This window comes from Nitrosospira sp. Is2 (assembly GCF_033095785.1).
Classification (GTDB): Bacteria; Pseudomonadota; Gammaproteobacteria; order Burkholderiales; family Nitrosomonadaceae; genus Nitrosospira.
In genome coordinates, this window is the sequence record NZ_CP137134.1 from 2,660,513 (window position 1) to 2,675,068 (window position 14,556).

The following is a 14,556-nucleotide window of genomic DNA, read 5'->3' on the forward strand; positions in this document are numbered from 1 at the left end:
GGGTTTACTCCTACGTTCCCTCGTCGTTATTGAGAAGGTAATCGAATCCAATACAATGCATGAGAACAGATGAGTAGTCAGAGTCCAATGTCCACAGGGCCAGTGGGCTACAGGGGTAATTCAGCAAATGAATCCTCTGTGTCAATCTCATCCTTAACAGTAGATTCCAGTTATGTCCAAGCAGGTCCACTTGTTGGGCAGGGGGCATGATAGGGCTAAATATGTTAATTCGCGAAGCCGGATCGTCGCCCCGGTTTCGACTAAGCGTTATGGGCGGCTCAACAAGGAGTGAATATGTCATTGAGGTTAAGGAGCGCCGCCATGGTTGCGGCGGCTGTAAGCGGATTATTGGTTGGCTGTGCAACGTCGCAAAAAATACAGGTGGTCCAACCTGGCGATCAAAACCTCTCGTGTAATGGCATCACCGAGGAGGTGGCAAAACTGGATAAAACCCAAGCCGAGATTGATTCAAAAAAAGGGGTAACAGGAACCAATGTTGCGGCGGCGATTCTCTGGCTTCCAGGTTTGGCCTACACTTATTATGACGCGGGTGAGGCCACCCGTTTAGTCAGTGATAGAAAGAGCGCACTCACGAGCGTCTACAACAACAAGAATTGCACCCCCTGATAATTCCGTTGAGCCGCCTGCCCGGTGTTAAGCAGGCGGTTGCCTGAGAACCCGCATCCCCGTTCGTTCCCCTTTACGCTCCCATCGTATCGTCCATATACTCCGATGGCCGCCGTGCCGCCCCGTTAACGCGACCAAAGCATCTCTTAATGGCCCCGCCTGGTATTGAGCCGGCCCCCGGGGCGGTACAAAGCGGGACGGGATATCGTTGATCTCGCCCCTCGCCATTCCTAATCGACCCATAATGCCTCTAAGTTGATCTGCGGGGTGCGGAACGGCGGCGGCTCGTCTGGCTGTTCTCGCGGTTTGCTATGGAGAGGACTTCGTCAGTCCTCGCGCGAACAAATACAACGGGCGCTTCGATGCGGCATTTGAAGCGACCGGGGTGAGACCTCGTCGCTAACACCGTAAAACGCTGACGGTGGTGTCGCCGACCTTCTCGAATACGCAGAGGGCAACAGGTTCGGGGCCGGGATCCACGCCGTTCAGCAACGCGTCCGGGCCGAGCGCAACGATATGACCCGCATCTCGAGCGTGGGGCGCTCTTCTCCAACCGTATCTCGAGATACACGCGGCTTGCTCAAGAATTGGCCCTGTCGCCAGCGCTCATCAATTCATGGCGACGGGGCGAATTTTTGAAGCCGGTTAGGCAGCGAACTCAGCGGCCTGTAGTGCGTGGGTACCGGTCAGCGCGATCTGGAAGTCAGCTGCCAAATCACCGGCCACGTTGCCTTCGACAATCGTAGTTCCACCGCTGTTGAAGAAGCGCAATTGCCCGACGGCGGTGAAAGCGGCTCCTCCGATCAGCGAAAAATTGTCATCCACGCCTCCAGTGACCGCGTCAATCCCCGATAGATCGATTTTGTCCTGCCCGATGACAAAGTCCAGGATGTTGTCGCGCGTGGCTACCGTTGTACCGGAGTCGCTGACGTCGCTGAACTTGAAAATGTCATTGCCAGCATTACCTGTCAACGAATCTCTTCCGGCACCTCCGTTGAGCGTGTCAGCACTCGCACCCCCGAGAAGCGAGTCATTGCCGGCAAGTCCGTTAAGCGTATCGCTGCCGCCTTGGCCCCGCATCCAGTTGTCCAAGGCATTGCCCGTCCAGCTGTGGTTAGCAGTGCTGCCGGCCAGGCCCATCAGGCTCTCGACATTCTCGGCCAAGCTGTACGTCCCGAGATCGGTCTGAACCGCGTCATTGCCCCCGCCCAGCGCCTCCGTGACCGTATCCTGCAAAGAGTCAACGTCATAAATGTCGTTGCCTGAACCTCCCGTCATAATGTCGTTTCCGATCCCCCCGATCAGGAAGTCATTGCCCGCGAGGCCGTTAAGCGTATCGGTCCCATTCGCACCTCGTATCCAGTTGTCGAGGGCATTACCCGTCCAGTTGTGGTTAATGGTCCCGCCCGCCACGCCCATCAATTTCTCGACATTCTCCCCCAAAGTGTAATCACCGAGATCGGTCTGCACCGTGTCGCTACCCTCACCCAGCGCCTCGGTGACCGTATCCTGCAGGGAGTCAACCACATAAATATCATTGCCCGCGCCTCCGCTCATGGTGTCGTTTCCTGCGCCACCGGTGAGGAAGTCATTACCGGCAAGCCCGTTGAGCGTATCGTTCCCGTTTTCGCCTCGCATCCAGTTGTCGAGGGCATTGCCGGTCCAGCTGTGGTTAACCGTACTGCCTATCACACCCATCAATTTCTCGACATTTTCGCCTAAAGTGTAATCGGCGAGCTCGGCCTGAACAGCGTCGCTGCCCTCGCCCGGCTGCTCCGTGACCGTATCCTGCACAGAGTCAACCAGGTAGATGTCATTACCGGCGCCTCCATTCATGGTGTCGTTACCGATGCCCCCGTTGAGCCAGTCGTTTCCCTGGCCGCCGTTTATTGTGTCGCCTCCGGCACCCCCAACAAGTGCGTCATTACCTGCAAGCCCATTGAGCGTGTCATTTCCATTTTCGCCTCGCATCCAGTTGTCGAGGGCGTTGCCGGTCCAGCTGTGGTTAATGGTGCTGCCTGCCACACCCATCAATTTCTCGACATTCTCGCCTAAGGTATAAGCTCCGAGAACGGTCTGAACCGTGTCACTACCTTCGCCCAGTTCTTCGGTGACCGTATCCTGCAGAGAGTCAACCACATAAATGTCGTTGCCTAAACCTCCCCGCATGATATCGCTTCCGCCCCCGCCGGTAAGGAAGTCATCCCCGCCAAGGCCATTGAGCGTATCGTTCCCGTTTTCGCCTCGGATCCAGTTGTCGAGGGCATTGCCGCTCCAGATGTGGTTAGTGGTGCTGCCCGCCACGCCCATCAATTTCTCAACATTCCCGCCTAAACTGTATTCGGCTAGATCGGTCTGAACCGTGTCACTGCCCTCGCCAGCCTCCTCCGTGACCGTATCCTGCAGAGAGTCGACCACGTAAATGTCATCGCCCGCGCCTCCGCTCATGATGTCGTTACCGGTGCCGCCGTTGAACCAGTCGTTGCCAGTACCGCCACTCATGACGTCGTTGTCGGCCCCGCCGTCCAGAGTGTCGTTGCCGGTGTCCCCGGTGAGGGTGTCATCGCCCGCGGCGCCGAGCAGCCTGTCATCGCCAGCAAGTCCATTGAGTTCATCGGTGCCGGCGCTGCCTTGAATCCAGTTATTGAGTTCGTTGCCGGTCCAGTTCCGGTTCCCGATCGAGCCGCTAGCGGTTACCAGCCTCTCGATGTTCGCACCCAATACATAGAAATCCAGTGCGGCCTCAACCGTATCGACCCCGGCCCCAGACGCTTCGTTGACAACATCTGCTGCACTATCCACGACGTAAGCGTCGTCGCCTGCTCCGCCGGTCATGGTGTCGTCGCCAACGCCGCCGACGAGCCTGTCGTTTCCCTCGCCGCCATTCAGCGTATCATCGCCATCAAGACCGTTGAGGATGTCACTGCCATATAGTCCGTACATCACGTCATCGGTCGCGTTGCCATTGAGCGTATCGTTGACAGGGGTCGCGAGCGTGCCATTACCCGTCCTGACAGTGAAGGTTTCCTGCACGAACGCACCAGTCTGATCCGTCGATCTCACCGTCAACGTGTAGGTGGTGTTGGCTGGCAAAACGGATGATCGTGTGACAGAGCCTGCTCCATTCACGGCAAATCCGGCGCCGGCGGATTGCGAAAGTAACGTATAGGTGAATGACGTGCTGTTGAGATCTTCCGTACTAAGGGTAGCGATGGTTCCTGCTCCGGGAAGGCCTGAACCTGGTGCAGTGCCATTCCATTTGATGTTGGTTGGTGCAATGACATCCGGGCCGGCGATTGCAATGGTTTGGTCGGCGAACCGGAGAAGCTCTATATTCTTCAGCTTGTCGACGTCATCAACGAGTATCGACGGCCGGACAACCGGGCCGTCATTCAGATCGGTGACAGAAATGAAACCATCTCCGTCGAGGTCGGCAGCCCGTGTGGTAACGGTACGGCCTTCAATGACGTAATCGGCAAGGTTTCCCTGAAAGACAGCCGTATCACTGTTATCGGTGGGCGTCGTGTCGTGCAGGATCTCGCGTACGATACTGAGCTGGCTGGGATTGATTTCGCGCGACAGCATGAGGGGCAAAAGTTCCGCCATGCTTTCCACACTGGTTACGGTTGGATGCCCGGTCACAGCAATGCGGACATTCAGCCAGGCGTCGCCGTCCAGGATGTCGAAACCCCCACGTCCCTGTAATACGTCATTGCCATCGCCGCCGATGATGATATTACCGTCCCGAAAACTCGTCACTCCTGCACCGAGCAATGCCTGCAGCCCGTCTATGCGATTGATCCCCGCCTGGTCGAGGACATGGTCATCAAACGATAGTCCAGGTTCTGCGAAACCGGGCGACCCCCGGTTATCCCCGCGCAGAATGTCGTCGTGGGTCCACCCCGACATAGATTCGACCAGGTCGTAGCGATCGCGAAGTATATCGGCCTCTACCGTGGAAAATACCTTGACCGTGAGATCGTGATCAACCCCATACGCGTCTGTCTTGGCGATGCTCCAGTCGAAGCCGAACATGCCTTCGTTGCGCTGGATGCCTACTCCCGATACCATGATATCGTCACCGGATTCACCATCATAATCCGTGTCGTTACCCTGGCCAAACATTACGTCGTGCCCAATGATGGGGCTATTGAAAAAGAGCTCCGAATTTTCCCCCGCGAGCGTGTCGAAACCCTCGCCGCCTTCCAGCCAGTCATCCCCTTCGTTGCCAAGCAGGGTGTCCCCACCCGCACCAGCCATTACAAAATCGTCCTCTCTGCCAGCGAAGACTTCGTTAGTGTCCGCCCCTGCGTGGATGAAGTCCTTTCCGCCTCCGCCCAGCACTATATCCAAACCGGGGCCGGCGCTGATGACGTCGTTTCCATCCTGGCCGCGCAGAAAATCGTCACCGAAGGGATCGATGATGATGTCATCCCCGTCACCACCGAAGACCGTGTCGGCCTCGCTTTGCGCATTGAGCAGATCATTGCCGCCATCCCCCCAGAGGGTGTCGATGCCACGATCGCCTACAAGGGTATCCGCGCCTTCCGAACCTCCCAACACCACATGCTCCCCACCTCTGAACTTCAGGTAATTGGTATCGGGTCCCGGCGTATTCGGGTTGTTACGCAACACCTTCGGGCCGAGAATCGGATTATTGTCAGTCGGGTCGGGGCCGATCTGCTTGGACAGGTCGAGCTCTAGAATATGATCCGCCCTGTCGAAAATCGCGCCGGGAAGATGTGCCGCGTCGTCATTGCCCAGATCGGTATTGCGCATGGTGAGCGCGGAGAACGTGTTCGCCTCAAGCTCGTTCAGCAGATTGGTGCCTTGCAGGCGGCTCAGATAGTAAAAGCGGTCACCATTCTGCAGGTTCTCCAACTGTGTCTCGAACACGAAATTGAAAGTCGAGCCCAGCATTCCACCAAATTCCATCTTCGATTCTGCCAGGCCGCCGATCCAGAAGTCGACCTTGTTCAGGCCTGTTTCGATGGCGCTCCATGTGCCGGTATGGTTCAGGAAATCTATCCGGTCAGCGGGCGCTATTTCATTTGCTTCGATGGTGCCATTACCGTTGAGATCGAAATCGCCCATGACGATAAGCGTCGCAGCATCCCGCTTTCCCTGCAGGGTCGCCGCATCCACGACAGTTTGGTGCGTTCCATAGGCGGCGATGAAATTAATGATCGAGACAGGGTTCTTGATATTTTGCGCGTAGTCCGTCCAGCTCTCATAGGGTTTCAGCTGGGGATCGGCGGTCATGTCGTAGAACTGCTTCCGCGCATCGTTGAAAGTTGGAATTCCGGTATCACGCGCGCGCGCAATATTTATCGCGGCCAGATCGAGCGGGATGCCAAGTAGGGTGTTACGCACCGCGCTGGCTACGAACTCATCGATTTCGTTGCCAAGCTGCCGCGTCATCCCGCGCACGATCGCGCCGGTGGCCTCCTCGGCGGTCGCACCGCTTGCGGTAAATGCCAACGGGTTAAGAAACGCGTCAAACAAGGCAACGTCATTGGGGCTCATGTCCGCGTTTGTGCGCGCTACCGTGTCGGTAAGCATGGAGTGGCCGAAGCGATATACGACGTGCGCGAACTCGGCAAGTATCTGGGGGTCCAGGTCGGGCGAGTTAGAAAAAACAAAGGGATCAACGTTGGGCTGAACCTTGCGCGCAAATTCCTCGAATACCAGGTGTTGATACTCCATCTCGGTCACAAACTTCGCGGCCTGGAACAGGCGCTCGCCATCCCACACCAAAGAGTCGATCGCGGCTCCAGTTGGAATCGCTGTCACATCGTTAATAAGCCACTGGTTGATAAATGCCAGATCTCCAGACTGAAGGATGGTGGCTTTATTGGCTTCGACCATACGGTTGTGCTCGCCATGGAAGACGTTGTGCACTGCGGTCAGGCCGATATTCTCGTTGCCACGGCCGTCGCCGGTTATGAAATGCGCATCGAGAAGCTCGTTGTCGTAATTGCCGCCGGTGGGCGAGCCGTCTGAATTTGCCAGCCCGACCGCCGTGTCGCTATCCGCGACTTTACCGTTGGGGACGGCGAAGTGGGCAATATCGTCGAGAAAGGCATGGCCCGTGCGATAGGCGTTAGCTGGGACGGCCAGGCCTCCTGCCGCGCCCTCGACAAACCCGTCGGGCGTCGCAAACTGCGCAAAGCCGTGAGTGCCGGGAATGAATTTGCCGTACGCATCAGTTCTCAGCAGTGGCACGTTATTGATGTCAGAATCGGTGAGCGTGATGCCGAGCAGGTTTTTCGCCTGCGCTTTGACTTCGGCCCAGTTCGCAATTCCGCCCGCACCGTCGAGTAAGCGGCCGGTGGCAACCGCAAAGGCATCGGGAATACCGTCACTATTGGTATCGACGGAGAACTTGTATTCCCGCAGAAATACCTGGTGCGAGGCGTGTGAGGTATAGGTCTGATTCTGGTCCACGAAAGCGGTAGTCGTGTTCGTGTGTTCGGTCTTCAGGCCAGTAGCCGGATTGACGGCGGGAGTCGCTCGGGTGAGGGCCATGAAATTGGCTGCCCCGGGCGCGGTACTGTACAAAGGGTCGTCCGGTTGCAACGGAATGTAAACCGTGCCGTTACCCCCTTTGGTTATGAGGTCGAGGCCGTGATCGAAGAACTGGCCGAAAAACGTGAACCAGCCGTTGAATCCGGGAGATAGTCCGATATCGGGGGATTGGTTGGGTATAAATCCGAGCTCTTCGTTGGTAGGTATGTAATCCGGAGGGGGCGAAGCGCCGTTATGGGCCTCCTGATAAGCCGCGATGGAGAGCGGATTGCTGTGCCATGCCGCAACTGCAGCAGGGTTGTCGCGCGACATATCAACGAGCAGGTTGCTGATAGTGCGGGGGTCCGCATCGGCAACACTGCCCGGTACTCCGTAATTATTGTTGCTGACGACGACTGGAGCTGGACCGGGCCCGTCGGGATCAAAAACATCCCCATCCGCGTCGTTCAGGAAGGCTGGCGGCAGGAGCCGCGGAAAGATGTTGTCAGCTGCGCCAAATTCACTTTGGCCCGGCAGGAGATTATTGAAACGACCATCGGTGGTGCGCAGGCCAAACGGCGTAAGTGCGGCTTGCGGTCCAATGATGTCGGCAAGCGATTCGCCCTGCGTATGCCGCTCAGAAATAGTTATTTGCTTAAGGATAAACTCGAGGTCAGCCTTGTTGACAGTGAAATTTGGGTTGGCCATTCAGATCTCCTAAGGGATTCAGATATTTTTCAAATCGTCTTGATTCTGGTTCTCCTAACAACGAAAAGTATTGTAACTATTCCCCCACAAGCATAAATTAAGCCATAAGCGATTTGTGGTTTCTATTCAGAGATATATGCATATCGATAGGGCGTACTGAAACCGAACCGTAAGATTCCTCGACAAAGCTGGGGCTGAGCAAAGCACGTTTTTGTAACAAATGGTTGAGAATCAGGTCGTTCCCCCAATTATTTCCTGTCAAGTTTGTCGACAGGTTTGCGCCCACTTGGCTCCGCTCACGAGAAGCCACAACTGACCTGGCTGATCTTCAGGTCCGCTTGGGGTTACGACGTATGGACGTTTTTTGATGGATAAGCTGGGAAATAGGGAAGAAGTGGGCGAAACGTCGGGTTGGTCTTCAAACAAAAAACTCGGCGGGCTAACGTTATGGCTCGGCTGCTACCCACGACGCCGGCCTTCCGTTTCGGTTCGCTGTATGTGTGGAGGCCGCTCTGGCGCTCTTTCTGCCGCAGCCTGCGGCGCCTACGATGAAAAAAAATTTGCCCGCTTAACGAGACGTCGCGCGAGCGAGACGTTCGGCGTTATCCCTGGTATCGTAGATGTCGATCTGCGCCCGGCCTTCTGCCGCCTTAGCCATGCGAGCGCGAATTTCTGCCGCCATCCGATAAGTGCGTTGCACCGCGGGGCGCGCTTCCATCCGGTCGAGCCAGTGCATTAGATTTGGAAAAGCAGTCGGGTCGACGCCTCGTTCCGAATAGCCTTTGCACCAGGGGTAGGCCGCAATGTCGGCAATCGTGTATTCGTCGCAAGCGATCCAGGGCAAATCGCCCAGCCGGTTCTCCAGGACACGGTACAAACGCAGCACCTCGTTGTTGTACCGATCCCTGGCATACTGATTGTCCTGCGCCTGCCGGTTGAAGTGGTTGGCCTGGCCGAACATGGGCCCGATATGGGCGACCTGGAAAAAAAGCCACTGGAGCGTGTCGTAACGCTTGAGCACATCCGTTGGCAGAAGCCTTCCGGTTTTCTCCGCCAAATAAACAAGAATGGCGCCGGACTCCATCATCGCATACGGTCGCCCGTTCGGGCCTTCCATGTCAACAATGGCAGGAATTTTGTTGTTGGGGTTAAGCTTTAAGTGCTGGGGTCGAAACTGCTCGCCAAGCCCGATATCAACGTCGATATGCTTCCACTCAAGTCCGATTTCTTCGAGCATAATCATAACCTTCTGCCCATTAGGCGTTGGGCTCGAATGCAACTCAATCATGATTCCTCCTATGTAGTAACCTATACTTACCCGTCCAGGCAAGGGTGGTGCATAAAAACACTCCGCTACGCGGGAGCATGAGGCGGGTCGTGCAAAGATTTACTGATATTATGTTGCTCTGCGGTTTATGGCGCGCTCATTGCTAATCTTACGTTCTCCATTTCATTAGGGCGCAGGAACCTGCCTTGTTCAAAATAATTCTAGCTTTATTAGGCTACTACCTCTTTGGAATTTTTGGCGCGTTTCTCGGCTACCTTGCAGGGAGCGCTATTGATCGCTATCGAGCCTACGGCGCCGGCGCGATCAATCCACTCACCAGCGCGCGCCGCCAGGCGGTTTTTCTGGAAACCGTTTTCATTCTCATGGGTAAGCTTGCCAAGGCCGATGGGCATATTTCCGAGGATGAGGTCGCCCATGTTGAAGCGTTCATGGAAAAGCTCGGCATGTCACCTGAGCATCGGCAACTTGCGATTGCGCTGTTCAAACAGGGTGCTGCGCCCGGTTATGATGTGTCGCCAAAGCTGAACGAATTCATTGCTGCTTGCGGACATACAAACAGTCTGAAGCAGATGCTGCTGGTTTACCTTGTCGTCATGGCGATCTCCGATGGCCGCCTCGATGCTGCAGAGGAGAACTTGCTAAGAGGCGTTGCGCTTCATCTGGGCTACGACGAGCCCGCATTCAAGCATTTGCTTGAGATGATTTTGAATCAGTCGCATTTTGCCGGAGGTCAGGCACCATCCATCGACGCGCTGGATGATGCTTATAAGGCGTTGGGTGTGAGCAAGGAAAGCAGCGATCAGGAAGTAAAGCGTGCTTACCGGAAGTTGATGAACCAGTATCATCCCGATAAATTGATGGGCCAGGGCGTCCCCGAAGACATGATCAAGATGGCGACGGCGCAAGCTCAGGAAATCCAGGCTGCTTATGATTTGATCAAAAAAAGCCGCAATATGAGCTGACTCATCTAGAGCCGCAGTGGTTTTACATACCCCGTCATTTCGAAATAGCCACGGCCGGCCGGCTTGCCGTCGCGCGTGACGATGACCGCACCCTCCCAGTAGACCGCACCTGTCGTTTCCCGCGAATCAAGTTCCTGATCATCCTGCAGGGGGGTGAGGGACCAAACAGTCGAGCCGACCTGAATTCGCATTGCCACAGGGTACGTCGCGTCCGTGCGTGGTGAGCGCCACATGCGCTGGGGTTCGAAATTAACCTGCTCCGGTTCGAACCGCGTGAATTGCCCGTCACGATCCCGTAATCCCGCATAAGCCCACACCCTTGTTCCGTCTTTGCCGCGTATTTGAAACGCCATTAAAGCGGAACCATCGTCGAGATTGACGCCAACCCAATCCCATCCGTCGGCATCGGGAGCGAGATATTCGCTCGACCACTCATGGTCGAGCCACGCAGTGCCCGTAACGGTTTTTTCCTCGCCATTGTGAACAACAGTTCCCCTCACTCGGAGTTGCGGCTCGCTGTAGTAGTAACTGGCCTGCTCGGGGCGCGGCCCCTTGCGTGAAAAGCCGTTATCTCCTTGCAGCATCGGCGCCTGAGTGGGCGTGAACGAAAAGCGCAAGATAAAGTTCTTTGTGGTTAGGCTGGTTTGATAGCGCCCATTTTCTTCGCGCAGCATGTGCCAGTCATCCAGTTTTACATCCGTATTGCCCTCCTTCGCGTAGACCAGGCCAAAACCCTCGCGCGCGCTTTTTTGACCGTGCAGCAGCTTCCCTGTCGCTGGATCGGACAATGCGGCGTGAGCAATGATTAGCTGCCGCGGTGCAAAACGGCTCGGATTGGCGGGATCATGCTCGGTTGCAGAGCGAAAAAAAGTGATCTGGAAGCCGAGTGGTTTTTTATCGGAAGTTTCCAGCCAGCCGGTTACATACCACCATTCAGTACGGAAGGCTGGATGCGAGCCATAATCGCGTGGGAAGACAAGCGGTGTTCCTTGCAGCACCGGTGGAAACTTAGGAGGAGAAGCGGCAACATGGGGGGTGGCGGCGAAATAAGCGACGAGCAAACCCAGCAATAGCGCGATCAACCTCGACCGCCGGGGCATACTCATCACCGCTGTTCCACCAGCATGGCGAAGAAAGCCGATGTGCATGGAACGGCGTGTATAGAACGGCATTACCAGTCCTCGCGTACTGCACGAATCGCATTGCCGGAGACCGAATGGCGACCCGACGCCACCGAGGTGAGCGCGGCGGAAAGTAGTAGCGCAATGGCAACAGCTATAAGGGCCTTCCATGGCAGGGCGAGCTGCATGGTCCAGTGGAACGATTGCGGATTTACGATAAAGACAAGAATCAGGCTGATGCACCAGCCGAGCCCGAAGCCAAGCATGATGCCCAACGAAGTCAGGAGTGCGCCTTCCAGCGCCAGCATACCTAGGATTTGGCGCCGTGTCACCCCGATATGACGTAGCGCGCCAAACTCCTTCCTGCGCGCCAGGGCTTGCGCCGAAAAGCTCGATGCCACCCCTAGTAGCCCAATGATGATCGCGACGGCCTCCAGCAGATACGTGACGGCAAAACTGCGGTCAAAGATATTCAGGCTCAGCGCGCGTATTTGACCGGGTTCCGCGAATTCCAGTGCCTGCCCGAACGGAAAATGCCGCAAAGACGCGATCACTTCCTCTGGTATAACCCCGGCTTCCAGCCAAAGTGCAGCATCATTTACCTTCAGATCACCCGAGAGCGCTTGATAATCCTTCAACCGCATCTGTATTGCGCCGAACTGGCGCCCGTAGTCACGCCACACGCCGGCAACGACGAAATCAGGCGCGGGAACTGCAATAGGCAACGTAACCCGTTTGCCTGGTGTAAAGCCATATAGATCCACCATTGCCTCGGATACCCATATGGGTATCGCCCCCATCGGGAGCTGTGCTGCAGGAACCACGTCGCCGGTCAAGGGCAGCGAGTTGCCAGGGTCGGTTATATCGATGGGGCGCGCGATGAGCGCAACCGCGGGTCTGCCGGCGTCGAGCATCAGCTGGGATGAGCGGAAGAAATCAGCCCGCAAAATGCCGGGCGTGGTTGCGATCCCGTTTTTTTCGTCCGGCGTAAGGCCTCGCGTATCTCCGCTCACTGCGGTTCGCACGTACAAATCTGCCGGCAAGACATGTTTCAGCCAGTCGTCCACGGAAACCCGGAAGCTGGTCACCATGATGGCCATGGCCACGATCAGCGTAAAGCTGGCAAGGACTCCCCCAAGTGCGACCGAGGCCTGGTTGGGAGCGTTGGCGAGACGGGCCAATGCCAATACGCTCATGGCCGCGGAACCACGCCGGGATGCCGCACCGGATATTGCAGAGAAAATCAGCGCAGAAACACGGGGCATGAGCGCGATGCCACCAATCAAGAGGAGCGCCACGGCAAGGTACCCAAAGATGGGCAAGTCTAAAATGGGCGGCAATTGGGTGAGAACTCCGCCCAGGGCCAGGCAGAGCAGCGCGGGCCAAGGCGTGGCAAGTTTCGCTAACGCGACGTCTTCGCTGCCCGCTTTTAATGCGGGAGCGGGCCGGGTGTTGGCCGCTTCCCACGCCGGAACTGCGCTTCCCAGCAAGGTCACGCCCAATCCCAGAATAAAAAAAACTATCGCCGCCGACATATCGAAATTGACGCTGGGCTTTATACCCGGGAAAAACCCACCTCCCAGATCGCCTCCAAAATAATGCAAAGCCACCGCAGCCGTCAAGTACCCGAGCGCGAGCCCGGCTATTGAACCGGTCGCGCCGAGCACGCTTCCCTCCACCAGGATCTGCCGCAGCAGTTGGCTGCGGGTAAAGCCGAGCACACGCAATAGGGCGAACTGGTGTCGCCGTCGAACAACCGATAGCGCTTGCGTCGAGAATACCAGGAACGCGCCGGTAAACAATGCGACCATGGCCAACATGTTCAGGTTGACACGGTAGGCGCGGGACATGTTGGCAACGCGGATCTCCTGGTCGGCCGTTTCGCTAATGAGGAAATGGCCCCGTGCCGCTAGTTCCTTCGACAGTTCCGTTTTAAACGCGGTGCGGTCGACTCCCCGTACCAGCTTGAGTTCAATGCGTGATAATTGGCCTAAACGCTGGAAGCGCCATTGTGCGGCGGCAACATCCATGACCGCGAGACGCTGTCCCGCCCGGACTCGTGCCAGCCCGCCAGCCACCCGCAGGGCTACCGGTTGAGTTCCAACGCGAAGCTGCAAAAGGTCGCCTTGGCTTACCTCCAGCCATTCCATGGCCGCAGGGGAAAGGAAAATCGCGTCGTCCGCCAGGATATCGAACAGCTTATCCTCAGCCGGAAGGCCGATGAGGTCCGGTGCCATGAGCGAAGCGCGGAAAATGTCCAGGCCGAGAATTTTCAGAGGGGCCCTCTTTCGTTCCTCATCTCCGCCCGGGAGGGCGGCGTCGATTTCGAGCACAGGGTTGGCGAGCTTGACACCGTTGCGCTGGGCCAGAAGCGGATAGATCGACTCATCAAAGGTGGATTGCGCACTCCGAACCTGAAGATCGGACTCGCCGGACAGGCTTCGGGCCGCGGCGGAAAACTCGTTGAAGGCAGCCGCATTGATCAGATGAATTGCATACCCGAGCGCGACCCCGAGCGCAATGGAGATGATGGCCGTGGCAGCCTGCACCTTGTGAGCCTGCCACTCGCCCGATAGCAGCCAGCGCGACAGCGTCCGCTCATGACCCACCTACGTCACCCGAGCGTGGCCAATCTACCGAATTTGCCGGGAGCGGGTGCAATCCATCTTTTGTCAGCAATAGCACGCGGTCCGCCGTCGCGGCGGCCGCGCGTGAATGGGTAACTAGGATTGCGGATGCGCCGTTGCTCTTTATTTCGTCACGCATCAGCATGAGAATGTCCCGCGCGGTATCCGGGTCAAGGTTGCCTGTCGGCTCGTCTGCCAGGATCAGTTTGGGGTGGTGTATCAACGCACGGCCGATGGCCACACGCTGCAGTTCGCCGCCAGAAAGTTGCCGGGGAAAATGCGCTCCCCGGCCGCGAAGCCCAACGGCTGTCAACATTTGTTCGGCCCGCTCTGACGCGAATCCAGGCTGAACTGCATTTAGCAGCAGAGGCAGGGCAACATTCTGATTGAGTGTCAGATGCGGCAGGACGTGAAAAGCCTGAAAAACGAATCCAAGTTTTTCTCGGCGCATACGGGTGGCCGCGTCATCATCCAGCGACGATACGTTGACCCCATCGATGACTATCTCACCCGTATCCGGCACGTCGAGTCCGGCAATGAGATTCAACAATGTTGATTTTCCCACGCCGGATTCCCCCATGATGGCTACATACGCGCCATCTTCCAGAGCGTAGGATAAATCGGCGAAGACCTTGCGGCCGCTTGCATAGGCTTTGCCAATATTGCGTAGTTCGAGCATGTGGTTTTGTTAGCCAATTCTGTGGCACCGTATAGGG

7 protein-coding genes are annotated in these 14,556 nt (G+C 56.8%); 2 read left to right on the plus strand and 5 right to left on the minus strand.

Annotated features, from left to right (window positions below; translation table 11 throughout):
* Nucleotides 1–294 precede the first annotated feature (294 nt).
* Nucleotides 295–627, plus strand: coding sequence for a hypothetical protein (locus R5L00_RS11700; RefSeq protein ID WP_317651839.1), 333 nt, complete (start codon nt 295–297; stop codon nt 625–627).
* 645 nt (nt 628–1,272) lie between these two features.
* Here the strand turns inward: R5L00_RS11700 and R5L00_RS11705 are convergent.
* Both R5L00_RS11705 and R5L00_RS11710 read right to left on the minus strand, forming a co-directional pair.
* Nucleotides 1,273–7,842 carry a peroxidase family protein gene (locus R5L00_RS11705; RefSeq protein ID WP_317651841.1) on the minus strand — a complete coding sequence of 2,190 codons (6,570 nt, stop codon included), beginning with the start codon at nt 7,840–7,842 and terminating at the stop codon, nt 1,273–1,275.
* A gap of 568 nt (nt 7,843–8,410) precedes the next feature.
* Entirely contained in the window at nt 8,411–9,085 is a 675-nt protein-coding gene (locus R5L00_RS11710) for a glutathione binding-like protein (protein ID WP_317651843.1), read from the minus strand.
* 230 nt (nt 9,086–9,315) lie between these two features.
* On the opposite strand from R5L00_RS11710, the gene djlA reads away from it, so the two are divergent.
* Nucleotides 9,316–10,092, plus strand: coding sequence for a co-chaperone DjlA (djlA, locus tag R5L00_RS11715; RefSeq protein ID WP_107694309.1), 777 nt, complete (start codon nt 9,316–9,318; stop codon nt 10,090–10,092).
* A 5-nt stretch (nt 10,093–10,097) separates the two neighbouring features.
* Here the strand turns inward: djlA and R5L00_RS11720 are convergent, their stop codons facing one another.
* Genes R5L00_RS11720 through R5L00_RS11730 form a run of 3 tightly spaced genes read right to left on the minus strand, consistent with a single transcriptional unit; the run spans nt 10,098 to nt 14,519 of the window.
* Complete coding sequence (locus tag R5L00_RS11720) at nt 10,098–11,264, minus strand: lipocalin-like domain-containing protein (protein ID WP_107694308.1); 1,167 nt, start codon at nt 11,262–11,264, stop codon at nt 10,098–10,100.
* The gene (locus R5L00_RS11725) at nt 11,264–13,822 is read right to left on the minus strand and encodes an FtsX-like permease family protein (RefSeq protein ID WP_317651845.1); all 2,559 of its coding nucleotides are present in this window, start codon (nt 13,820–13,822) and stop codon (nt 11,264–11,266) included. The genes R5L00_RS11720 and R5L00_RS11725 overlap by 1 nt, the downstream gene beginning before the upstream one ends.
* Nucleotides 13,812–14,519: an ABC transporter ATP-binding protein gene (locus tag R5L00_RS11730; protein ID WP_107694307.1), complete on the minus strand. Its 708-nt coding sequence runs from the start codon at nt 14,517–14,519 to the stop codon at nt 13,812–13,814. Before R5L00_RS11730 ends, R5L00_RS11725 begins: the two co-directional genes overlap by 11 nt.
* Between the last annotated feature and the right edge of the window lie 37 nt (nt 14,520–14,556).